We start from the raw sequence: 23,223 nt of genomic DNA on the forward strand, positions 1-23,223 counted from the left end.
TTAGTCTTACTTCCATCATATAAACCATCTGAATCATACAGCTCTAAAGCCTTTGTTCCATAAAATCCGTCATTTACAACTCTAAGCTTTCCTGTTCCAGAGCCCATATCTCCTACAACCCATGAGGAAGTACTGTTTTCAAAGGAAGAGTTATTTTTCACTAAATTAGTGGTGCCTTCATATGCAGCTAAGGCTGTATCATAAGCATCATTCTTTTCAAAAACTGCATTTTCATCATAAGGGTTTATTCCCTTATCACCCATTAGGTTATTATTTAGAGAAAAGCTTTGAACCTTTGAATTATCTACCTTATATCTATCATAATATATATCCTTAAGCTTATTGTCTCTATCATATTGGTATTTTGTAGCATAAGGAACATTATTTATTTTTTCTGTAGCACTGTTTAAATTACTGTTTATATCAAAGCTGTATTCAGTGCTGTTTTTATTAGAATCCTCAACCTTTGTAAGCCTGTTTGCCATGTCATAGAAGTATCTATAACTTATACCGTTTTCTAGGTCTTCATGCTTTCCTAAATTTCCAAAAGCATCGTAGGAGTACTTAAATTTTTCTAATCCATTATATTTTCTGCCTGTAATTCTTCCTAAGTTGTCATAGATAATTGAGGTTATGTGTCCATTACCATATGTTGAATTAGTAAGATTTCCTGTTAGGTTATCAAAGGTATTGGTTATTAAACTTTGATCTCCTACCAAAACCTTATTATTATTACCAAAAACATCATACTCAAATTTATAATTGAATCCATTGTGAGTTATAGTTTCTAATTTGTCATCTTTATTGTAATCTTTATATTTATATACATTTTTAACTTCTTGTCCATCTACTTGTTTGAATACACTTTCTAGCTTATCTGAATCATAATAGGTGTAGGTAGTATCCGTACGTTTTCCATCTGTAACGGTTTTTAAGTTTCCTTTGACTTCATCATAATAAGTGTAGTCGACTTCGTTTCCAGATGCATCTGTGAGTTTAGAAATATAATTTCCACTAGGAGTATAGGTAGATTCAGAATTTATAAATAGGGAGTCATCTCCTATTTTTGCCTTTACAGGATTTCCGTTGGAATCATAATCAAAGGAATATATAACATTCTCACCAGAAGCTGCAGTCTTTATATTATGTTTTTCATCGTAGGTATATTTAAAATTTGACCCCTTTGGGTCTATGGCATTGACTAAATTATTATTGCCGTCGTACTTAAATTGGGATTTCTGTGCTGCTAAATTTTGTGTAGATGCTAAGTTACCCTTATCATCATAGCTGTAGCTTTGTGCAAATTCCTCTCTATAAAGCTGTATGTTATCAAAGCTTGCTGTATTTAAATTGCCGTAGTATAATCCATATACATTTACCTCAGAATAATCATCTTCTGCTAGAATAGCATCTGCTGCATACTGCCATTCAGATGAATCTGGATTGAAAGTTACAACTTTATACTGATATCCTCCACTATTCTTTTTTATTCCAATATCTAATGCAAAAAGTCTTTCCCCTTCTTCTGTTACAGGTACAGATTTTCCTATAGCCCATCCGCTAAGTACGAAGGTATCTCCCTTTTTACCTGAAACCTTTATGGTTTGATTTACGCTCTTTTTTAAAGCCGCTGAGCCCTTAATTTGAAAAGCTAATTTATTATCTGTGCTTACTACCTTGTCATTTGCATCACTATTAGCTTTATTCCAATAGGTTCCAGCTCCATTGTCAAGATTAAAATCAGAGTTTTCTACCAAGTTATATCTGTTGGAAATTTCCCCTTCTTCAAGTTGAAAACAGTCAAAGTAGGCTGTTCCTGTTCCCTCAATTATTCCTGCTTTCACTTCTACAGCAGCCGTTGCTGCATCTTGTCGAATTGCAAAGGTTGCCTCCACCTTCTGCCAATCGCTGTCCCCTCTTATAAAGTTGGATTGTGCTATTATCTGTCCTCCGCTTTCTACATATAAAACTGCACCCTTTTTGCTTGCACTTGAAATATCTTTGGCCCTTATATAACCAGAAAAAGTATAGGTTTTACCCTTTTGCAGAGTAACTGCCTGTTTATAAAAGTGCGCCCCTGTATTATTGGTTTTTGTTATCTTTAAGGCTTGATTTCCTATATATTTATGCTCTGTAGTGAAAGCTGCACTTCCCACTGAAGCTGAGTCGTTGCCTGCACTCCAGCTGTTATTTGTAATTTCTACATTATGATTTTTTAAATAATTTATAATAGTTTTTTGAAGCTTAGATTCAAGGGTTAATTTATTTTTGTCTGTACCTAAATTTCTTCCAAAGTTGTAAGATACTCCAGTAGCATCCTCATTGTCCTTTATGCTTATGGTATTTCCATAGTCATTAAATTGATATATATTTCTTCTTATACCAGGGTCTTCATTAACTATTTGAGTAAATATGGTGGAATTATTACCATAAACCAAATCTAAATTTGATCCTGGACTATTATCTGTTCCAAATTCTTGTACCTTATTTACTAAGTAAGGAGCACTAGAAGAATACCCATAATTTATTTTGTATCCATCGATATTTATTGCATCTGCTAAATTATTATTGCTGTCATAATTATAAGATACTTCTCTTTTGTCTGGATAAATTATCTTAGTGAGTTTTGTTCCAGTATAACCAAAAATGGTTTTTCTTTTACTTGGATCTATAATTTCAAGTAAATATCCCGCAGTTGATGAAATAAATTCTGTTGTTCTGTCCGTTTCATTTGTTGGGCCTTTTTCCGTTACGCTTTTTAGCTTTGTTCCATCATAAGAAAGTAACTGCGTATTTCCATTACTGTCTTGTATCTTTAATAGATATCCGCCATAATTAAAAATTAGCTTATTATTTTCTTTATCCTCTATAGTAAAACTTTCATCTGCATTTTTCTTTAAAGTTAAATCTATTCCTGATTCATCTTTATAAACTCCTGACTCTGAGCTTGGAGAAAAATAATGCAGCGTCCCATCTTCATCTATATACTCATACCAAGTTTCATTAAAAAATGTTTTAGGAGTTACTCTTTGATTTAAATTTAACCTCCATCCATTACCGTAGCCTATGCTGGATGCTCTATCATTGCTGTTATATACATGATTTATAGTAACTGGCATTTTGTTTCCACTCATGGATAAGTCGTTATGAACAAATACTAAATTCCCATTTGCACTATTTATATAGCCAGTACCTGCCCTGCCAGCACTTTGTGATTGATAAGTCCAATAACTTTCAAGTCCTGAATTGTTTACATATTGTATAATAATTTGAGGTCTGCCTATTTCATCCCCATAGTCTGACGAAAAAAATTCATTATATCCCGTACTTTCATTATCGTACTTCAGCATAACCCCATAATTTTTTCCGCTTTTTAGCCATTCTCTTACTATGGTAGTAATATCCCAATCAAACCAAGTTCCTAGTTCACCTTTTACATTTTCATAATCTTCCACATGAGAATAGTAATCAGGTTTATTACTCCAAGTTATTGTACTTGACTGCCAATCTCCTAAGACCTTATGTACATTTATTTGTCTGCTTTCCAGATTAGTTTTATATAGTGCTAAGTTAAGCTTTGCATTTACCACTACAGAACCTGGCTTATTTAAATCAGCTGGAAGCTGAAACTTTAAAAAGCTTCTTGTAGTTCCTGAGCCGCTTCCATTTCCTACTCCAAGGGATATAGCATTGCTATAATTGTTTCCAGCTACATTAGAGCCTACAAAACTATCTTGAATACTGGTAATACCCAAGTCTGTTCTAACTGGCGGATCAAGAACCACTGGAAATGCTCTATCAGGATTATTTATCCATTCCTTGTTTGGAATTATTGTTAAATTATAATCCTTTTTACTTTGTTCTAAAGTTATTTCTATATTTTCACTATGCTCGCCTTTAGCATCCACCATAAAAGGTGCATTCATCATAAATACTGCTTTATTACTATCCTTTTCATCATAAAATATTATGGTTTTATCCTTTTGAAGTTTTGGTATTAAGTTTTTTATGTATAAATTAAACTTAAATGTAGGATTTTCTATAGGCTTGTTTATAATTATGTTTTCTTTTACATTATCACTTAAAATATCATAGCTTAAGTCCACCCCTTCAAGAATTTCAGTAAACTTTACTGAAGATGAGGTGTTTTTAACAATTTTCTTCTTTTCATTTTCAATGGCGTTGTTTTTTATTTTTTCTTTTTCTGCTTGTGATTTCTTTTTTAATGCCTTGTTATTTTCTAAATCCTCTACTACTTCTTTCTCTGTATCTTCATTGAGCTTTTCTTCATCTAAAGCTTGTACCTCGGATTTAGACTTATTTCCACTTTCTATATTCCAAGATAATTCATATTTGTCCTTTTGAATTTTTACTAACTTTTTGGAGTTGGAATTTTTTGCTATCTTTACTTTGTAATCGTTTTCCTTGTTACCTAAAACATTACTGTTTTCTTCATCCTTTTCCTCTATCAAGCTGTTATCGATATCCTTCCATACTCCATTTTCTAAGTAATGCACTGGAGTGTTATAAATTGCAGCCTCATAGGTTCCATTGTCCTTAAAAAAGTATTTAACGTTTTTCTCTCTTTTTTCCTTTACCTCCCCAACTATTTTTGCTTCCAATTCTTCTGATTCTATATTTATGTTTTCTGAAATTTCCTGTGCAGTAGTAACTATGCCGTCTTCACCTGCTGCGAATATCCTGACAGGAAGCATTACAGTAATCATAAATACAATAAGCATTCTTGCTATACATTGTTGAAATAGTTTGTTCATAAATTCTCTCCTTTCGCCATTGCATGTTAATAATAATATGAACGATATATTAACAACAATAGTGGTTTGTTTGTAATTTATGAACTTAATTCCATATACAAGTACGTGTACGCGATTTAATTACATGTTTTCCATATAATATGGATTATGTTCCATTCATACCCTGATATAATTTAACAATATTTAACTTCAAAATCCATAAAAAAAGGATTTGCATTACAAAAGCAGTAAAACTTTTCTAAATGCAAATCCTATATTCACTCACTATGTTCTAAATATAACTTCTTCCTTGCTAAACATATATCTTGCAAAGAATATGGCTGCCATAATGTATACTAAAATCCATCCAAAGGTCATTAAAATATGAGATGTATTAAACACTCCTGCTAAAAACTCCTTAAGCAGACACACTGTATTTGCTACAGGTATATGGAAGTAAAAAGTATCTATATTTCTAGCATCCAGCATATAAGTTGTGTAAACTGGTACCAATGCTATTATATTAAGCGGTGCTAAATAGGTTTGTGCTTCCTTAAAGGAACGGGCATATATGCTTATAGAAAGTTCCAATGCTCCAAAGGTCATGTTTAAAAGTATTATCATTAAAAATATCAAAGCAAAGGTTGAAGCTCCTAAATTTAAACTGATAGCTCCTCCTTCAGTTCCAAGGGTTTCTCCAAATTTGGTTAAAGATATTAAAAGTCCCAGCATTGAAGCTCCTGTGGTCATAAGTCCTACTACAGCTATTGCAAAGAACTTCCCCCATAAAAGTGACATTCTTCCTGCCTGAGTGGTTAAAAGAGGCTCTAGTGTTCCTCTTTCCTTTTCTCCCGCTCCTAAATCCACCGCTGCACCCATAGGCCCTGTTATGCTGTATATAACAAGAAAAAGCGGCAGAAGCATAGAAAGCATTATTTTACCCATACTGTCCTTATCTGTGGTTGAGGTCTGATATTCTACATTCACTGGATTTAATATGGATATATCTATATTTCTCTTTTGAAGTCTGTGGGATACCACCTGCTTATTATAGTCTTCAATGGTTTTCTCTATCATACCTTGAGCCATAGATGACTGCTGGCTTGTATTGTCAAATATAATCTTAACAGAGGTACCTTTTTCTTCTTCTAAAAGCGCATCCACATTATCAGGAATTTCTATTCCAATTAATATATTTCCATTTTTAACATCTTCCTCAATGTTACTTGAAGGAGTGATTTTTAATTTAGGGTAATTTTCTATAATCCTCCTAAATTGTGTGCGTTCTCCTCCATTTATTGCTACTTTAAAGTTGTTTTCAACCTTTTTTACGTTATCAGCACCGGTTTTCCCCATAGCATAAAACATTATAGGAAATAGAATTAAAGGGATTAATACGCTTACTAAAAGTGTCTTTTTATCTCTAAATATATCCCTAAGCTCCTTTTTAAATACCGTAAATGCTATACTACTCATTTTTATCACCTACCAAACTTATAAATATCTCTTCCATATCGCAATTATTGTACTTTTTCTTTAATTCCTCTACAGTTCCTTCTTCTATTAACTTGCCTTTATGAATTATTATAATTCTATCGCAGAGCTTTTCCACTTCCCTCATACTGTGACTTGAAAATATTATGGACTTATTTTCTGCCTTGCAGCTTAATATAAAGTCCTGCACTATTTTTGATGCGGTAACATCTAGTCCTATGGTAGGCTCATCAAAGAGCATTACAGAAGGCTTATGAACTATGGATCTTGCTATGGCTACCTTTTGCTTCATTCCTCTGGAAAACTTGCCTACTCTTCTATCTATAAACTCCTCCATTTGAAGCATATTAATTAAATTTTCTATGCTTTCTTTAGCTTCTTCATCATTCATTCCATTAAGTCTTGCAAAGTACATCATATTTTCCCTTGCTGTAAGCCTGTCATATAATCCAACTTCTCCTCCAAAGAGTATACCTATTTCCCCTCTTACCTTTGAAGGCTCCTTTGTTATGCTGTAACCTTCAATTACTGCATCTCCTGAAGTAGGTTTTAGCATTGTGGCTATCATTCTAAGAGTAGTTGTCTTTCCTGCTCCATTTTCTCCAAGGAGTCCTAATATTTCACCTTTATTTACTTTAAAGTTTACATTATCAACTGCTTTTATATTTTTAAATTGTTTTGATAAGTTATTAACTTCTATCATAAAATCCTCCTAAGTATACTTTATACTAATATCATTTTAAATTATATTTGCAATTATGTAAAACCTATTTATTAAATTTTTGTATTATTTTTACAAATAACAAAGGAACATAAGTGCAATTATAATACACTAAATGTTCCCTAATGATTTTTAAATTAAATCTTTTAATAAAATTTATACATAAGTTATGCCCTTATCTATATTACAAACTATGTCCGTATCCTTTCCGTCTATGCGAGTCTTTAAAATCACCTTGTGTCCCCATAAGTCTACTATATACTTTAATGTTTCCACACCATAAATCAAGTCTAATTCTCTTCCATCAAAGGTGTGCTGTAATACAAGAGTCTTATTGTAAAGGCTCATATCTGTTACTGCAATGGCAGGTATACTTCCCATACCGCAGGAGCTGCAAATGGTATTTCTTATTTGTTTAAATCCATCTTCGTCGGATACTTCTTCTATTACATAATCTCTATCGTGTTTTCCAAACTGGAATAAATTCATTTCACTGCATAGCTCCTCTGTGAGGTATCTTCTTATAAAGGATGCATCTCTCTCAAGCTCTCTTACTTCAAATATTTTTTCTCTGCCATATTTTTTCTCTAAATCCTCAAATATTTTAAAGCCCATATAATAAGGATTTATTCTGCCCTCAAGAGGAGTTATTACATCATTATGCCTTTTTATAAATTCCAAGTGAAGGGAGGTAGGAAGTTCTAGTTCCTTTAATATATTGTAGTGCCAATAACTTGCCCATCCCTCATTCATAATCTTTGTTTCTATTTGAGGAAGGAAGTATTCTGTTTCCTGTCTTACTATATCTACAATGTCTTTTTGCCAAGAAGTAAGATCTCCATATCTTATTACAAATCCTAAAATGTCCTCATCAGGTTCTAGTGGTATTTTTTCTATATTATTTAAACTTTTCTTTTCCCAAGGTTTTAATACATCTGTAGTGTCTTCAGTTATATAATCCTTAATTATTCTCTGCTTTACTTCTTCATTGGACATCTTTTTTATTCCTATACTTCTCTCTCTTTGAAGCTTTACAGCATGAGCTGCATTTAACATCTTTTCTACTTCTTCATATCCAATACTTGGGTCATTTATATAGTCTCTTATTCTATCTGCATGGCTTTTAAACATTTCAATGGTGTAGGAAGCATCGGTTGCTGTTTTAAAAAGTCTATTATTCTTAAAAAAATCATTGTGTCCATATACATGAGCCATGGTTAGTATTTGCAAAAGAAGAGTATTATCCTTCATTAAATAAGCTAAGCATGGACTTGAGTTTATAACCATTTCATAGGGAAGCCCTGTAAGGTTATAGTTATACAATGTTCTCAGCTTATCATATGCCTTACCAAAGCTCCAGTGAGGATAGTGGGCAGGCATACCCACATATACCTCATAAGCCAGCATATCATTATGATCTATTATTTCAAACTCCTGAGGATAATAATTAAGTCCAAATTTTTTAACTACTTTTTCTATCTTTTCATTCCACTTTTCAAGTTCACTTATAGTATAATCCATGCTGCCACCCCCTTTATTCTGCAGATTGGCTCATTTCCGCCTTCAGCATATCCTTAATGGCATTCCATAAATCCTCTTTCTTTTGCATAGAAACCATTGCAAAATTATCTCTCTTTATATCTTGAGAGTATTTCTTCTTTATGGTACTGGAATATCCATAGGTCATTATTTCTGTATATCCAAATAAGTTACATACATCACATAATTCATTTACTGATTTTACAGCCCTTTCATTATCTTCACTCCAGTTATCTCCATCACTTGCATGGAAGGCATAAATATTATACTGAGATGGATTATACTTTTCGCGTATAAGCTCTAGTGCCTTTTGATATCCACTGGATACATAGGTTCCCCCTGACTCTACCTTATGAAAAAATTCATCTTCTGTTACGATTTTTCCTACTGTAGAGTGTGCTATAAATTCTACCTGTGCTTTTTCATATTTCATCCTTATAAAGCTATAAAGCATGAAGAAAAATGAGCGGGCAAGATATTTTTTGGTTTGATCCATGGATGCAGAAGTATCCATTATGCATATTACCACTGCGTTATACTCTTTTTTCATTCTAGGCTTTACTCTATAATATCTTATATCATCCTTCTTAAATGGGAATCTTTCTATTGATGGACTTTCATTATTTTCTCTTAATGCTCTTTTCATGCCCTGCTTTCTTTTTAGCTTTTCCACAACGGTTCTCTTCTTAGCAAGTCTTGGTGGAATTCCATTTCTTTGATATCCTGATTTCTTCTTGGAGCCTTCCATAAGGATTTCGGAGATCTTTTTCTTTTTTAAGTTTGGAAGTTCTAAGTCATCGAAAATATATTGAAAAATATCTTCTAGTGTGATTTCAGTTTCAAATATATCTTCTCCTTCCTCATTTCCTGCACCCTTGTTTCCCTTCCCCTTTGCATTGCCTTCCTTTTCGCTGCCAATTACATCTCCCCTTTTTTCAGACCCGTCTCCACTTCCAACTCCAGAAGTATTTTTACCATATACAAATTGATATTCCTTTATACCCTTTATAGGAATCTTTATTTTTTTCTGGGAGTTTTGGCCTATTAAGCTCTCTTCAGAAAGGATATCTACTAAATTTTTCTTTATGGAATCTTCCACAAGCTTTTGATGTCTTCTTCTATCCTCCGCTGTTCTATCGTGAGGGATAGGATTAAACTCTCTAAAGATTGCCATAATATCAATCCTTCCATAGGTTATTAGCTGCGTATTTAAGTATTACATCACAGCACTCATCACAATAGCCATTTCTCTTCATTTCTTCTACCATTGCATTGTATTTTTGATTTTGCTCTTTGTCTCTAACTCTAGACTTAGTTATAATTCTAGACATTTCTCTTACAGAATAGGTTAATTTCTTTTCTACAGCTTCTTTTAGTGGTTCGTAGGAAGTGTAATCTATCTTAGCTCCCTTTCTTACCAAATAGAACATATAAGAAGTTACATCGGATCTAAATCCCTTCGCTGAGCTATCTGAAATTCCTATTTGTTCTTCTATGGAGCGCATAAATTTTTCATCTGGCTCAAGCTGCTCTCCAGTTGCCTTATCCTTAATCTTTGTCTTGTTAACAAAAGCTTCAGCATGATCTAAGTAGTTATTAAATAAGCTTTCTGCCTGTTCTCTAAAGCTTTGGATAAATGCCTTAGTGATTTCCTTTTCTAAAATCTTATTGTATTCTTTCCTTATTGTATCTTGAAGCAGCGCTAGATATTTCTTTCTTTCGTCATCTGCTATATCTAAATCTTTAACGGATTTTATAATGCTTTCCATTACACTTAATGGGTTTATGCAGCCTTCCTTAGATTCGGATAATGCATTGTCTATTGCCTTAACTATAAATCTAGTTGAAATACCGCTCATACCTTCTCTAAGTCCTGCTTCTTCTCTAAGCTCTGTGATATCAATCTTTTTAGTGGTTCCCTTTTCTACAATTTCTTCTCCATTATAAATTTTAAGCTTAGTTAAGAGGTCAACTTTATTAGATGGCTGAAGCCTTGTAAGTATGGCAAACATAGCTGCTATATCTATAGTATGAGGTGCAATGTGAGCAGCAAAATTACTCTTACCAAGTATCTTTTTATAAATCTTTTTCTCTTCATTTAGCTCCATGCAATATGGTACTTCTATTTTTACTATTCTATCTAGTATTGCTTCGTTGGTATGATCTGATTTAAATTTAGTCCATTCTGCTTCATTTGAATGGGCAAGGATTACTCCATCAAAATATATCATAGAGCCTTTTCCTGGTGATGGTATAGATTTTTCCTGAGTAGCTGTTATTATAGTATGAAGGTATTCAACATCATTTTTGAATACTTCAATAAACTCTACAAGCCCTCTATTACCTACGTTAAAGGCTCCATTTAATGCAAATATTCTAGGGTCGTCTTCAGCATAAAGATCCATCTTTGAGATATCTACAGAACCAATGAGGACAGATGTGTCTTGATTATTTGGATCAACTGGCGGCACAACTCCTATGCCCTTCCTTGATCTGATTGAAAAGTCTACTTTTTCTACTGGGAATTTTTCATATTCTCCATTATATTCATGAAGTAATTTATATCTACATACTGGACATAAATCTCCCTCTATTTTAATTCCAAGCTCTTCTTCAAATTCTTTTCTTAAATGTTTAGGAATTAAATGAAGTGGTTCTTCTCTCATAGGACATCCCTTTAAGCCATATACTGATTCTGATGTTTCAAGTGCCTTTTTAAGAGATTCAACCAAAGAAGACTTTCCTGATCCTACAGGTCCTACAAGATATAATACCTGTCTTGATTCTTCACCTTTCATAGATGCTGAATAAAAATAATTAACAAGTTTCATTAAAGTTTTGTCTATTCCAAAGAAGTCATTTTTAAAAAACTTATAACTTTTAATTACTTGATTTCCATATATCTTTCTTATTCTTATATTTTCCTCTGGATCTAATACTTCTACGCCTTCACGAGTTATTATCTCATGCATTCTTTCATGAGCTAATTTATATACTTCAGGATTATTTTTCAATATTTCCAAATAGTCAAGGAAAGTTCCTTCAAATTTATCGCTTTTTCTTCTTTCTCTATCCTTCTCTATCAACTCTTTAAAATTCATAATTCCCTCCATACTAAATTGATTAATTATTCGCTTCTATTCTATTGTTGTATTTATTTATATTAGGAAAAACATATATTTAGAACCTCAATAATGTCGTAATCCACTGGTAAATATTATGAACATTTAAGTTTATTTAAAATTAATTTTAAGTTATAATAAAAATAAGACATTTTGTATTGGGGGTATTTGAATGAGTTTTATTGATTTGAGAAGTGATACAGTAACAAAGCCAACTGAAGAAATGAGAAAAGCTATGTATAATGCTGAAGTTGGCGATGATGTATATGAAGATGATTCTACTGTTAAGGAATTAGAAGAATATGCTGCAAAGTTAGTTAATAAAGAAGCTGCACTATTTGTTCCTACTGGCACCTTTGGAAATCAGCTTTCATTATTTACACACTGCCTTCGCGGCACTGAAGTTATACTGGAGGAAAACTGTCACATTCTTCAGCATGAAGTAGGCGCGCCTGCAATCATTGCTGGAGTTCAGATAAGGCCTTTAAAAAGCAATAAAGGAGAAATGAATCCCAGCGAAGTTGAAAAAACTATAAGAGGTGAAGATATACATTTTCCTGAAACCAGTTTAATATGTGTAGAAAACGCTCATTCTAATGGAAGAGTTATGTCTATTCAAAATATGAAAGAAATATATGAAGCAGCTAAAAAGCATAACTTACCTGTTCACTTAGATGGTGCAAGACTTTTTAATGCAGCTGCTTCTTTAGATGTGGAAGCCTCTGACATAACTAAATACTGTGATTCTGTTATGTTTTGTCTTTCAAAGGGTCTGTGTGCTCCTATAGGTTCCATGATTGCAGGTTCTAAAGAATTTATTGCAAAAGCACGTAAAAAGAGAAAGATTATGGGCGGCGGAATGAGACAAGCGGGAATACTAGCTGCAGCAGGATTGGTTGCCCTTAAAGATATGAGACAGCACTTAAAAGTTGATCATGAAAATGCTAGATTTTTAGGAGAAGAATTATCCAAAATTCCGGGTATTAATGTAAACCTTGACCAAATTCACATTAATATGGTATTCTTTAGCATAGAAGATTCCTCTATTGACGATAAACTTATAGTAGATGAATTTTATAAAAATGGCATTAAGATAAACCCACCTGAAAATGGTGAATTTAGATTTGTTACTAACTACTGGGTTAATAAAGAACATATTAATATATGTGTAAATATTTTAAAACAGTTATTAAATGGAAAATAGTTAGGACAAGCATTGCTTGTCCCTTACTTTTATCCTAAATTTTAATATTTATGCTATATTTTAATATTTATTTTTTATTTATACACCTATTTTCTAATATTTTTTGTATAATTAAAGTAATAATTAAATTAACTTAAGGAGGTATATTTATGAAGAACTTTAAAAAGATTTGTATATTGTTATGTTTGTCCTTTGTATTCCTCGCTTCTTGCAGCAAAAATAATACTGTAAATAATAATCCAACTGGAGATAAAACGCCAACAGATAATCCTACTGAGCAAACTACAAATTACACTATAAAAGATTATTATCCTTTTAAAGAAAATATAACACTAAAATATGAGGGAATTGGAAATGAATATGCTGAAAAAACTGTATACACAGATTTCATAAATGGAAATAAAATTCAGCTTAGGAGCATAAATGCTGGTACTACCTTAGCACAGGTATTACAGTATACAGATGGAGAGCTAAGACTCCTAGATTCTGTAGGAGAGTTTTATTATAGGGATAACTTAACTAATAATGAATATAGTAAGTACGAAATTCTGTTAAAAGAACCTTTGAAGAAAGGAACTTCATGGACACTATCTGATGGCAAAAAAAGATATATTTCTGCTGTGGATAAAGAAGTAACTACTCCTTCTGGGAGCTATAAAGCGCTAGAAGTAACTACAGAACATGGAGATTCTACAACTTATGATTATTATGCTTTAAATCAAGGCTTAGTAAAAAGCCTATTTAAATCAAATGGTATGGAAGTTACAACTTCACTAGAAAAAATAATTAAAGATGCTCCTGTAGTTCAAACAACTAAATTCTATTATCCTGATTATGCAAATGACAGAATGGTTTTTCACAAGATAGCTTTAAATTTCAAAACAAATGATGATACTAAGGCGGCCTTTGAAAAATATTTAAAAGAAAGTCCAAATAAAGATTTTAACCCGCTGATTGGACAAAAGGTAAAAATTAACAAGCTTTATTTAAATCAAAAATCTAATACAGTAATGGTAGATTTCACAGGAAACTTAGTTACTGAAATGAATGCTGGAAGCGGCTTAGAAGCAGCTATATTAAAAGGAATAACAAACACCCTTGGAGATTATTACAATACCACTAACGTAATAATAACTATGGATGGAAAGCCTTACAGCTCAGGACACATTCTTCTTGAAGAAGGCGAAGTTCTTAGAACTGATTATAAAAACATAATTGAATACAAGTAATTAAAAAAGGAAATTGCAACTGATGCAATTTCCTTTTTTAATTACTTAAGTTTTTATATTGCATAATCATATCCGTAATAGAAAATGCAAAAAACGTAAAATAAGCAATTTCCTTACCAGTTCCTGTATCCCTAGCATAAATGAGAAAAATCGGTAAAACTATTACACTGAGAACTTGAATAAATTTATCATTAGAATCATTATTTTTTGTATATATATCAGCTAGTATACCCTTTTTACCTAGAACATAAAAAACTACTAATACAATTCCCGATAAGATTAAACAAATAATAGTTATGAAATTGTTATGTTCCAGGAACCAATAACATGTGATTAAAGCTAACAGCCAAATAGTTAGATTTTCCCCTATCCACTGAGTTTTAATTTTATTATTAACCATTTCCCATTCATCCCCAATACTATTGCTTTCCAATACATCACTTATATGTCAATAACTATATATATAGTTGAAATTCAGTTCACTGAATTTCTTCCTTTAGTAAGTTTCTAGTAATATTTTTAATGTTGAACTATAGTATGGGATTTGCATTGTAGAAAGCATTGAATGAGCTTTAAAACGGCTTTATTTATAAATTAAAAATACCGTTAAGAGCCTTCTACTGTCTGAGCACAGCGAGTTTAGAAGGCTTAGGTATTTTAAATTTATAAATATTAGCCGTTTTTAGCGAAATGAACGCTTTCCTAAATGCAAATTCCATACTGTTAGTTCAACATTAACCCTTAAATATTAACCAATTCTACTATTTCTTCAATAGAGTCTATTACATAATCAGGCTTATGAGTAAGTATTTCATCTACAGAAAGAGCTGTATATTTCACAAGGCATGTTAAAGCTCCTGCATTTTTGCCGCAAAGAATATCATTGTGGCTGTCTCCTACCATTAAGGATTCTTTTGGAGACACATCCAGAATTTCGCAAGCCTTCAAAACGGGCTCTCCTTCTGGTTTATGTTTTAATGTGTCCTCTGGAGTTATAACCACATCCATAAACCTATCTAAATTAAATAATTTAAGTCCTCTTAAGGCTATAGCTCTTCTTTTAGAAGTAACTATTCCAAGCTTAAATCCCTTATGCTTTAAAGCGGTTAAACCTTCTTTAACTCCCTTTATTTCCTTTGTTAGCTCATCATGAATTGCTTCATTATATTTTATGTATGTATCATATAAGAATTTTGCTCTATCCTTACCATATCTCTCCATTACCCCCATTAAAGGCTCTCCAAAGGTTTTAACTATTTCTTCATCTTCTATAGTTAAATGCCCTAAATGAGTGTCAAAAACATGCCTAAAGGATTTTAATATTAAATCATTGGTATCTATAAGAGTTCCATCTAAGTCAAAAAGTATTGCCTTTATCATTGTCCCCTCCTATTACCTATTTAAGCGACTTTAAATAAAAATATCCCATTATGGTTTTATCATCTATTATTTCTCCGCTTGAAACCATGTTTTCAAATGTACTAAAATCTACCCATTTTCCTTCTAATACATCTTCATCTTGTATTTTACTTGTATCAAAGTCACCCTTATTTATATTTACTAAAAACATATTCATAGTACTTGCGCTAAATCCTAGTATAGGTTTATAGGAAACTATTTTCTTAACATCATCTCTTTTAACATTTAGTGCCGTTTCTTCTTGAAGTTCACGTATCAAGCAGTCTTCTATTGCTTCCCCTTCTACATCTAGGACTCCCGCTGGAATTTCATAGGTTTCTTTCATTACTGCAGGTCTAAATTGTCTTACTAAAAGTATTTCATTTTCTTCATTTAATACTACAGCTGAAACTGCATCATGATTTTTAACTATTTCATATTCCCTATCTTTAACTTCCCTTTTATAAAGTTTTAACCATCCATCATATATTAACTTATCCATGATTAATTCACCCCTTGCATAATTTATAGAAATCTTTGATTTCGTGATAAATCAGCACATCTCACTTTGGTGAGATGCTTCCTTTAAAAATCGTGCTCTATTCCTAGTTCATTTAAAAGCTTAACCTTTTGATTATATATTTCCTGTCTCTCTTTTATGATAGCATTCATTGGAGTATCATCACATATTTCATTATAAGATAGCTGCCACACTCTTAAAAATTCTATGGCTCTTGTAACAGCTCCCCCTTGAGTATAAAAAGTTTCTTTTCCTACTGCTTCTGTAAGCTTTTTCCCAAAATCAAATAAAAGCTCCTTTTCAATCTTTCCACCGCCTGCCCATACAAGCTTTGGAGTTAATGCACTATAAAGTTCTGAAGGGGTACCAACCCACGCATCTATAGCTTCTTTTCTATTTCCCTTTTTATTTGTTAAATCTTTTAAAGTATTATCCATGGATTCCTTTATTTCTCCATAAAATAAATTAAGTACTCCTCCTGTTTTCTTATAAACAGATTGGTATATAAAATCGGACTTATGTAATGGAAGCATTTTTTTATATTCATCCTGTATTGGTGATTTTTCAAGTTCCGGCATTACCTTTAATATTCCCGAAGCATCTTTATTTATAACTGTATATTCATAAAGTGTTTTTCCATCTAAAGCTTCAAACTTTTCATTTAAAGAACATTCTATTTGCGTTAAAAATAATTTTACTGCTGTAAGCTGATCTGGTAACCATATGTCATGAGTATTGTTATTTCCCATAGTATTATTCTCCTTTCAAGCTGGCTAACATTTGTCTTGCATTACTGTAATCTGGATTAATTGCCAGCACTTCATTTAATACAATTTCTGATTTTTCATCATCATTTTTCACTATAAGATAATGCTTAGCCATATTATAAAGTGCTTTAACTTTTAACTCTTCTCCATTAGGTGCCTCATCACTAAAGAAGCTTGATTTTTGATAGTTTTCTAAGGACTTATCAAACATTCCTAAAAGATTATATATATATCCTAAGTTATAGTATGACATTGAATCATTTTTCTTTAACTCAAGTGATTTTAAAAACCTTTCCTTACTTTCAAATATGTTTCCATAATATCTTAAGCCCATATCCGCTAATACATATTCGGTGTAATAATTATCAGCATATATTTTTAATCTTTTGCTGTAGTTTTCTACTGCTTCTACATCTTTCTTTTCTGAGGCTCTTATAAATAAGAACATTTCTAATGCCCATAAAACATCAAGCTTATCCTTATTTTCTTCTATGTACTGTTTAAAATAATTATGTAATGAAGTATTTTTTTCTACTTCCTTTAAAATTGACTCAATATAATTTTCTTCATTTATGTTTGTGTTATATTCCTCTTGTACCATCTGCTGAAACTTTTTTATGGTATGATAATTGCTTTGACTTTTCATAAAGTTCACTCCTTCTTAAAAGATTAACATTTCTATTATATATCTTCCCATAGTTAAAAATCTACCCTTTTAATACAAATGAATTAACTAATCCCCATAATATACTATAATTCATACAAATATAAATACATTTATGTTATAATAAATATGTTTTTATTTTTGACAATAAACGTAACAAAGGTGGGATAATATGAAGAAAAAAATACTAGCAGGTATAATTGCAGCTTTTTCTTTGTCTTTTATACTTAGTTCTTGTAGCAGCGATTCAAATAAAGAAGTAGTTAAGAAAAATTATCTTTTAGGAACAATTGTAGAAATCAAGGCCTATGGTAAAAGTGCTGAAAAAGCAACAGATGAAGCTATGAAAAAGATATCTGAAGTTGATGACAAGATGTCTACAACTAAACCTACAAGCGAAGTTTCCCTTATAAATAAAAATGCAGGTAAAGCTTATGTACAAGTTAGCGATGATACCTTTTATGTAATAAAAAAGTCCCTTGAATACAGTAAACTTTCGAATGGTGCCTTTGATATAACAATAGGGCCTTTAAGCAGTCTTTGGGGAATTGGGACGGATAAAGCTAATCTTCCTAAAGACAGTGATATTAAGGATAAACTAAAGCTTGTTAATTATAATGATGTGTTAATTAAGGAAGACACTAAAGAAGTTAAACTTAAAAACCCTAATCAAGCTATAGATTTAGGCGGGATAGCCAAAGGATATACTGCAGACTTAGTTAAAGATATTTTAGAAAACAATAACGTAAAAACAGCCTTTATTAACTTGGGCGGCAATGTACTAACCGTCGGTAACAAGTTAGATGGATCTCTTTGGAACATTGGTGTTCAAGACCCTTTAAAGGAAAGAGGCGAATATTTTGCTATAGCTAAAGTTGGCAGCAAATCTGTTGTAAGCTCAGGAAATTACGAAAGATTTTTTATAAAAGATGGTAAGAGATATCATCATATTTTAAACACTAAAACAGGGTATCCATCTGAAAGTGGAATAATAGGAACTACTATTATTTCTAATAAATCCGTTGACGGAGATGCACTTTCTACTAGTACCTTTGTACTTGGTGTAGATGAAGGAATGAAGCTTATAGAATCTCTAGATGGTGTAGAAGCAGTATTTGTAACAGCAGATAAAAAAGTATATTATACCTCTGGATTAAAGGATCATTTTAAAATAACAAACGAGGAGTATAAGTATGAAAAAAGGTGATAAAATATTATTTGTTATAGTAATAGCAGTTTTACTGATTATGAGTGCTGGAACCTATGCCTATAAATTAGCCTTTAAAGATAAAGATAAAGTAGCTGTAATTAAAGCAGACGGAAAGGTTGTTAAAACTATAAATCTTTCAAAATTAAAGAAACCTGAAAAATTTGATATTAAAGAAGGCGATCATTTTAATACCATTGTAGTAGAAAAGGATAAAATTAGTATAATAGATGCAGATTGTCCCGATAAAGTTTGTATAAAAACTGGATGGATTTCTGATGCAGGTGAGTCAATTGTCTGCCTTCCAAATAAACTTATAATAAGTATCGAGGGTGGAGAAACTTCTGATAAGCCTCCAACTGATATAGATGGTGCTTCATATTAAGAGCATTGAGGTGATTAAATGAAAAAAACACGAAAAATGGTTCTTTTGAGTCTTCTTACAGCCATTGCTCTTGTAGTATATGTGATAGAAGCTCAAATTCCGGTAATACTTCCTGGTATAAAACTTGGACTTGCTAATGCAATTTCACTTTTAGCCCTAATCATAATGGGGCCTAAAGAGGCACTGACTATAATGCTCTTAAGAACCTTGCTTGGAACTTTCCTTGGAGGAAACATGTCGGCATTTTTATATAGTATTTCTGGCGGAATACTTAGTAATATTGTAATGATAATACTTTATAAAAAGTTTAACGAAAGCTTTAGTCTTTGGAGCATAAGTATAGCTGGAGCAATATTTCATAATATAGGGCAGCTTTTTATAGCAGCACTAGTTGTACAGGATTTTAAAATATATTTTTACCTCCCTGTACTTATGATTTCAGCCATAGCAGCTGGATATTTTATAGGACTTGTTACTAATTTTTTAGCAAAGCATTTAGAAAAGATACCATTCTTAAAAGGAATATCTTAATGAATTTAAGATATTCCTTTTATAATAAAATCACAAAAAGGCATATAAAAAAGCATGTAGCTTATAAACTACATGCTTTTTATATTAAGCGTTTGCTGCTTTTGTTTCTAACTTTTCATTTAAGTTTGCAATAGCTTTTGTTGGGCATTTTGCCACACATACTGCACACTGAGTACACTTGTCATAATCTATAACTGGTAAGTTATTAACCATTGTTATAGCTTCACTTGGGCAGTTTCTTACGCATAGTCCACAAGAAATACATCCAGTAGAACATACATTTTTAACTTCTAATCCCTTGTCGTGAGAATTACATGCAATACGTACTTTTTTGGACATAGGCGCTAATTCAATAACACTCTTTGGACAAATATTTATACAAGCACCGCAAGCAACACAAGCTTCTTCATCTACTACAGCTATTCCATCTACTACATGGATAGCATCGAATGCACAAACTCCTACACAGCTTCCAAGTCCAAGACATCCATATTGACAAGACTTTGAACCGCCGCCTGGAGTATTAGCTGCATCTATACAACTAGTTGCACCATAGTACTCATATTTTTCTTTAGCTTTTCCACAAGAACCTTGACATTTTACATATGCCTTCTTTGGTTCTGAAGAATCAACTGTTACTCCCATTATTTCAGCAATTGCAGCTGAACATGCTGCTCCACCAACTGGACACTTATTTGCTGCTGCACCTTCATTAACAACTGCATCTGCATAAGCGTCGCAACCTGCAAATCCACAACCACCACAGTTAGCCCCTGGTAACGCTTCTCTAACTAGTGGCACTCTTTCATCAACTTCTACAGCAAACTTCTTTGAAGCATATCCTAAAAGAAGTCCAAATACTACACCTAATCCCCCTAAGCTTAAAACAGGGAATACTAAGCTATTCATTTCCATGCTAACACCTCCTAATTAGATTAAGCCCTGGAATCCTAAGAAAGCTATCGCCATTATACCTGCTGTTATTAAAGTTATTGGCAAGCCTCTTAATGGCTCAGGAATATATTCATTAGTTTCAAATTTTTCTCTTATACCTGCAAGTAAAACAAGTGCTAATGTAAATCCAAGTGCTGCTCCTACAGAGTTTACAATAGATTGTATAAATGTATATTGTTCTTGACTATTTATAAGAGCCATACCAAGTACTGCACAGTTTGTAGTTATAAGTGGTAAGAATATACCTAAACTCTTGTAAAGATCAGGGCTCATCTTCTTTATAACCATTTCAACAAACTGAACTAAAGATGCTATAACTAGTATAAATGCTAGTGTTGATAAATATGATAATCCTAGTGGTATTAATATAAATCTTTCAACTAAGAACGTCATCATTGCTGCTAATACCATAACGAAAGTAACCGCAGCTCCCATACCTGCTGATGTTTCTACCTTCTTAGAAACTCCAAGAAATGGACATATTCCTAAGAATCTAGATAAAACGAAGTTATTAACTAATAGTGCACTTATAAATATAGTAAATATACTCATTTTTCTTCCGACACCTTCCTTTTTTTAGAGTAAGGACTGAAGGCAAAGCTAAATTATTTAGCTTTTGCCTTCTTTAATTTTCTATTGTTTAATAGAGCCATAAGTATTCCAAGTGTAATAAATGCACCTGGCGCAAGTACCATTATTAAAGCAGGCTGAAACGCTGCAGGTGTAACTTGAACGTTAAATACCTTTCCTGTTCCAAGTAGCTCTCTTATTAATCCAAGTACAGTTAAGGATACTGTGAACCCAAGTCCCATACCTAATCCATCAAATAAAGCTGCTCCTACTCCGTTCTTAGAAGCATATGCTTCTGCTCTACCAAGTATAATACAGTTAACAACTATAAGTGGTATAAATATACCAAGTGATTTATTTAATGCTGGTAAATATGCCTGAAGTACAAATTGAAGTACTGTAACAAACGTAGCAATTACAGTTATAAAAGCTGGTATACGTATTTCTCCTGGAATTATCTTTCTAAGTGCAGAAATAGCCATATTAGTTCCTATTAAAACTGCAGTAGTAGAAAGTCCCATACCAAGTCCATTTATAGCACTGGATGTAACTGCTAGTGTCGGACACATACCAAGAACTTGCATGAAAGTTGCATTTTCTTTTATTATACCATTATATAATCTTTCACTCATTAATCCCACGATTAGTTTCCTCCTTTCAAGTTAGCATCAAAGAATTTAATAGCCTCATTAACTCCATCTGTAACTGCTCTTGAAGTTATTGTAGCACCAGTTATTGCTTCTATTTGATTGTCTGCTGATGGTGCTGCCTTTACAACTGTTAATTCTTTTGCTGGTTTTCCTGAAAATTGTCCAGAGAACTTTGGTTCTGGAGCAAGCGCACCAAGACCTGGAGTTTCTGCATGTTCTAATATCTTAATTCCGGAAACTTTTCCATCTGTAGTTATTCCAACCATTGTTTTAACAGCTCCCGCATATCCTTTAGGTGATACTGTTATAGTATATCCTTTTACATCTGCTCCTGATTTTCCTTCAGTTACAGCTGAAACTGTTCCTGTAAATTCAACTCCAGTTTTATCAACAAATTCTGTTGCTTCTGGAAGTATTGCTTTATTTGCTTCATCAACTGCTTTTTTAGCTTGAACAGCTATTGGTTCTTTAGTTACTTCACTTATACCACCAAGTATAAGTCCACATATTGCAGCTATAGCTAACAATACTAAACCTAATTTTAAACTGCTATTCTTCTTCATGTTATTTCTCCTTTCCAAAAGTTCTTGGAACTGTCCATCTCTCAATAAGTGGAACGAACAAGTTCATTACTAGTATTGAATAGGATACACCTTCTGGATATCCACCAAATATACGGATAAGACCAGTAATTACTCCACAACCAATACCAAATATTATTCTACCACGTGGTGTGATTGGAGAAGTTGCATAATCTGTTGCCATGAAGAATGCTCCAAGCATTAATCCACCCGCAAATAATTCATATACAGGGTTTGCAGATCTTCCTGCTATTGCAGTCATAATGAAAGTAGTAGCTATAAATGTAACTGGAGCTCTCCAATCAATTATTCTCTTAGCAAATAAGTAAGCTGCACCAAGAATTATTGCAAGGGCTGAAGTTTCACCAATACATCCCCCAACATTTCCTATAAATACATTCATTAAGCTAGGTGCTTGACCAGTTGCTTCAACTCCCTTTAAGAAAGCAAGTGGTGTAGCTGTAGTTGATCCATCTAGTGTCCAAGTAGTCATAGCTACTGGCCAAGATGCAAGCAAGAACGCTCTTGCAAGTAAAGCTGGGTTTACGATATTTTGACCTATTCCACCGAAAAATTGTTTACCTATTATAATTGCAACGAAGCCACCAATCACTGGCAACCAAAGTGGAACGGATGCTGGTAAGTTGAATGCTAATAATAATCCTGTTACAACGGCACTTAAATCACTTATAGTTACTTTTCTATGAGTAGCTTTTTGCCAAATATATTCAGCAGCTACACATGAAAGTACTGAAGCAAGTATTACTAAAAGTCCCTGAAGTTTAAAGAAGTATACTCCTGCAGCAGTCGCTGGAAGTAAAGCTATAACAACATCTCTCATTATGCTCTGAGTTGTATCTTTCGCACGTATGTGTGGAGATGAAGATACGGTATACATTGTTGTTTCGGACATTTATATTCACCTCTTATTTA

Annotated in this window: 21 protein-coding genes; 5 read left to right on the forward strand and 16 right to left on the reverse strand. The window is 32.6% G+C overall.

Going from position 1 to position 23,223, the window contains the following annotated elements:
* The 6 genes from JOC70_RS12505 to JOC70_RS12530 all read right to left on the reverse strand — a co-directional run.
* Nucleotides 1-4,775 (reverse strand): DNRLRE domain-containing protein (locus JOC70_RS12505; protein ID WP_204599240.1); only part of this gene is annotated, 4,775 nt, incomplete at its 3' end.
* A gap of 264 nt (nt 4,776-5,039) precedes the next feature.
* On the reverse strand, nt 5,040-6,230 hold the full coding sequence (locus JOC70_RS12510; protein WP_204599241.1) for an ABC transporter permease: 1,191 nt from the start codon (nt 6,228-6,230) through the stop codon (nt 5,040-5,042).
* Entirely contained in the window at nt 6,223-6,951 is a 729-nt protein-coding gene (locus JOC70_RS12515) for an ABC transporter ATP-binding protein (protein WP_204599242.1), read from the reverse strand. The genes JOC70_RS12510 and JOC70_RS12515 overlap by 8 nt, the downstream gene beginning before the upstream one ends.
* Nucleotides 6,952-7,125: 174 nt before the next feature.
* Nucleotides 7,126-8,490: a SpoVR family protein gene (locus JOC70_RS12520; protein ID WP_204599243.1), complete on the reverse strand. Its 1,365-nt coding sequence runs from the start codon at nt 8,488-8,490 to the stop codon at nt 7,126-7,128.
* A 13-nt stretch (nt 8,491-8,503) separates the two neighbouring features.
* Complete coding sequence (gene yhbH / locus JOC70_RS12525) at nt 8,504-9,682, reverse strand: sporulation protein YhbH (protein WP_204599244.1); 1,179 nt, start codon at nt 9,680-9,682, stop codon at nt 8,504-8,506.
* Between the two features lie 4 nt (nt 9,683-9,686).
* Nucleotides 9,687-11,609, reverse strand: a complete 1,923-nt coding sequence (locus tag JOC70_RS12530; protein WP_204599245.1) for a PrkA family serine protein kinase — start codon at nt 11,607-11,609, stop codon at nt 9,687-9,689.
* Nucleotides 11,610-11,802: 193 nt separating this feature from the next.
* Between JOC70_RS12530 and ltaE the strand changes: the two genes are divergently transcribed.
* Nucleotides 11,803-12,834, forward strand: a complete 1,032-nt coding sequence (gene ltaE / locus JOC70_RS12535) for a low-specificity L-threonine aldolase (RefSeq protein WP_204599246.1) — start codon at nt 11,803-11,805, stop codon at nt 12,832-12,834.
* A 149-nt stretch (nt 12,835-12,983) separates the two neighbouring features.
* Nucleotides 12,984-14,063: a GerMN domain-containing protein gene (locus JOC70_RS12540; RefSeq protein ID WP_204599247.1), complete on the forward strand. Its 1,080-nt coding sequence runs from the start codon at nt 12,984-12,986 to the stop codon at nt 14,061-14,063.
* 37 nt (nt 14,064-14,100) lie between these two features.
* On the opposite strand, the gene JOC70_RS12545 is transcribed toward JOC70_RS12540, so the two are convergent.
* From JOC70_RS12545 to JOC70_RS12565, 5 genes are all read right to left on the reverse strand, one after another.
* Nucleotides 14,101-14,463, reverse strand: coding sequence for a hypothetical protein (locus tag JOC70_RS12545; RefSeq protein WP_204599248.1), 363 nt, complete (start codon nt 14,461-14,463; stop codon nt 14,101-14,103).
* Between the two features lie 341 nt (nt 14,464-14,804).
* Nucleotides 14,805-15,443 carry a pyrophosphatase PpaX gene (ppaX, locus tag JOC70_RS12550; protein WP_204599249.1) on the reverse strand — a complete coding sequence of 213 codons (639 nt, stop codon included), beginning with the start codon at nt 15,441-15,443 and terminating at the stop codon, nt 14,805-14,807.
* A gap of 16 nt (nt 15,444-15,459) precedes the next feature.
* On the reverse strand, nt 15,460-15,963 hold the full coding sequence (locus tag JOC70_RS12555; protein ID WP_207755310.1) for an NUDIX hydrolase: 504 nt from the start codon (nt 15,961-15,963) through the stop codon (nt 15,460-15,462).
* 83 nt (nt 15,964-16,046) lie between these two features.
* Entirely contained in the window at nt 16,047-16,730 is a 684-nt protein-coding gene (locus JOC70_RS12560; RefSeq protein ID WP_204599250.1) for a hypothetical protein, read from the reverse strand.
* Between the two features lie 4 nt (nt 16,731-16,734).
* A complete protein-coding gene (locus tag JOC70_RS12565; RefSeq protein ID WP_204599251.1) occupies nt 16,735-17,394 on the reverse strand; it encodes a tetratricopeptide repeat protein in 660 nt (219 codons plus the stop codon).
* A gap of 190 nt (nt 17,395-17,584) precedes the next feature.
* On the opposite strand from JOC70_RS12565, the gene JOC70_RS12570 reads away from it, so the two are divergent.
* Genes JOC70_RS12570 through JOC70_RS12580 form a run of 3 tightly spaced genes read left to right on the forward strand, consistent with a single transcriptional unit; the run spans nt 17,585 to nt 19,535 of the window.
* Entirely contained in the window at nt 17,585-18,619 is a 1,035-nt protein-coding gene (locus JOC70_RS12570; RefSeq protein ID WP_204599252.1) for an FAD:protein FMN transferase, read from the forward strand.
* Entirely contained in the window at nt 18,606-19,004 is a 399-nt protein-coding gene (locus tag JOC70_RS12575) for a NusG domain II-containing protein (protein ID WP_204599253.1), read from the forward strand. Before JOC70_RS12570 ends, JOC70_RS12575 begins: the two co-directional genes overlap by 14 nt.
* 18 nt (nt 19,005-19,022) lie before the next feature.
* Nucleotides 19,023-19,535, forward strand: coding sequence for a Gx transporter family protein (locus tag JOC70_RS12580; protein WP_204599254.1), 513 nt, complete (start codon nt 19,023-19,025; stop codon nt 19,533-19,535).
* An 84-nt stretch (nt 19,536-19,619) separates the two neighbouring features.
* Here the strand turns inward: JOC70_RS12580 and rnfB are convergent, their stop codons facing one another.
* The 5 genes from rnfB to JOC70_RS12605 are packed head-to-tail and all read right to left on the reverse strand — an operon-like array spanning nt 19,620 to nt 23,203.
* On the reverse strand, nt 19,620-20,444 hold the full coding sequence (rnfB, locus tag JOC70_RS12585) for an RnfABCDGE type electron transport complex subunit B (RefSeq protein WP_204599549.1): 825 nt from the start codon (nt 20,442-20,444) through the stop codon (nt 19,620-19,622).
* A gap of 21 nt (nt 20,445-20,465) precedes the next feature.
* Nucleotides 20,466-21,041 (reverse strand): electron transport complex subunit RsxA, encoded by a 576-nt coding sequence (gene rsxA, locus JOC70_RS12590; RefSeq protein ID WP_186430474.1) that lies wholly within the window; start codon nt 21,039-21,041, stop codon nt 20,466-20,468.
* A gap of 53 nt (nt 21,042-21,094) precedes the next feature.
* Entirely contained in the window at nt 21,095-21,691 is a 597-nt protein-coding gene (rsxE, locus tag JOC70_RS12595) for an electron transport complex subunit RsxE (RefSeq protein ID WP_207755315.1), read from the reverse strand.
* An 11-nt stretch (nt 21,692-21,702) separates the two neighbouring features.
* Complete coding sequence (locus JOC70_RS12600) at nt 21,703-22,272, reverse strand: RnfABCDGE type electron transport complex subunit G (RefSeq protein WP_204599255.1); 570 nt, start codon at nt 22,270-22,272, stop codon at nt 21,703-21,705.
* Between the two features lies 1 nt (nt 22,273).
* Complete coding sequence (locus JOC70_RS12605) at nt 22,274-23,203, reverse strand: RnfABCDGE type electron transport complex subunit D (RefSeq protein WP_204599256.1); 930 nt, start codon at nt 23,201-23,203, stop codon at nt 22,274-22,276.
* Between the last annotated feature and the right edge of the window lie 20 nt (nt 23,204-23,223).

The sequence above is a fragment of the Clostridium pascui genome (genome assembly GCF_016908015.1).
Taxonomy (GTDB): domain Bacteria; phylum Bacillota; class Clostridia; order Clostridiales; family Clostridiaceae; genus Clostridium_AK; species Clostridium_AK pascui.

What these genes read in the sequence shown, in the direction of transcription:
- JOC70_RS12510 (WP_204599241.1), bottom strand. Translation starts at nt 6,230, where the DNA reads ATGAGTAGTATAGCATTTACGGTATTTAAAAAGGAGCTTAGGGATATA.
- JOC70_RS12515 (WP_204599242.1), bottom strand. Translation starts at nt 6,951, where the DNA reads ATGATAGAAGTTAATAACTTATCAAAACAATTTAAAAATATAAAAGCA.
- JOC70_RS12520 (WP_204599243.1), bottom strand. Translation starts at nt 8,490, where the DNA reads ATGGATTATACTATAAGTGAACTTGAAAAGTGGAATGAAAAGATAGAA.
- yhbH (WP_204599244.1), bottom strand. Translation starts at nt 9,682, where the DNA reads ATGGCAATCTTTAGAGAGTTTAATCCTATCCCTCACGATAGAACAGCG.
- JOC70_RS12530 (WP_204599245.1), bottom strand. Translation starts at nt 11,609, where the DNA reads ATGAATTTTAAAGAGTTGATAGAGAAGGATAGAGAAAGAAGAAAAAGC.
- ltaE (WP_204599246.1), top strand. Translation starts at nt 11,803, where the DNA reads ATGAGTTTTATTGATTTGAGAAGTGATACAGTAACAAAGCCAACTGAA.
- JOC70_RS12540 (WP_204599247.1), top strand. Translation starts at nt 12,984, where the DNA reads ATGAAGAACTTTAAAAAGATTTGTATATTGTTATGTTTGTCCTTTGTA.
- JOC70_RS12545 (WP_204599248.1), bottom strand. Translation starts at nt 14,463, where the DNA reads ATGGTTAATAATAAAATTAAAACTCAGTGGATAGGGGAAAATCTAACT.
- ppaX (WP_204599249.1), bottom strand. Translation starts at nt 15,443, where the DNA reads ATGATAAAGGCAATACTTTTTGACTTAGATGGAACTCTTATAGATACC.
- JOC70_RS12555 (WP_207755310.1), bottom strand. Translation starts at nt 15,963, where the DNA reads ATGGATAAGTTAATATATGATGGATGGTTAAAACTTTATAAAAGGGAA.
- JOC70_RS12560 (WP_204599250.1), bottom strand. Translation starts at nt 16,730, where the DNA reads ATGGGAAATAACAATACTCATGACATATGGTTACCAGATCAGCTTACA.
- JOC70_RS12565 (WP_204599251.1), bottom strand. Translation starts at nt 17,394, where the DNA reads ATGAAAAGTCAAAGCAATTATCATACCATAAAAAAGTTTCAGCAGATG.
- JOC70_RS12570 (WP_204599252.1), top strand. Translation starts at nt 17,585, where the DNA reads ATGAAGAAAAAAATACTAGCAGGTATAATTGCAGCTTTTTCTTTGTCT.
- JOC70_RS12575 (WP_204599253.1), top strand. Translation starts at nt 18,606, where the DNA reads ATGAAAAAAGGTGATAAAATATTATTTGTTATAGTAATAGCAGTTTTA.
- JOC70_RS12580 (WP_204599254.1), top strand. Translation starts at nt 19,023, where the DNA reads ATGAAAAAAACACGAAAAATGGTTCTTTTGAGTCTTCTTACAGCCATT.
- rnfB (WP_204599549.1), bottom strand. Translation starts at nt 20,444, where the DNA reads ATGAATAGCTTAGTATTCCCTGTTTTAAGCTTAGGGGGATTAGGTGTA.
- rsxA (WP_186430474.1), bottom strand. Translation starts at nt 21,041, where the DNA reads ATGAGTATATTTACTATATTTATAAGTGCACTATTAGTTAATAACTTC.
- rsxE (WP_207755315.1), bottom strand. Translation starts at nt 21,691, where the DNA reads ATGAGTGAAAGATTATATAATGGTATAATAAAAGAAAATGCAACTTTC.
- JOC70_RS12600 (WP_204599255.1), bottom strand. Translation starts at nt 22,272, where the DNA reads ATGAAGAAGAATAGCAGTTTAAAATTAGGTTTAGTATTGTTAGCTATA.
- JOC70_RS12605 (WP_204599256.1), bottom strand. Translation starts at nt 23,203, where the DNA reads ATGTCCGAAACAACAATGTATACCGTATCTTCATCTCCACACATACGT.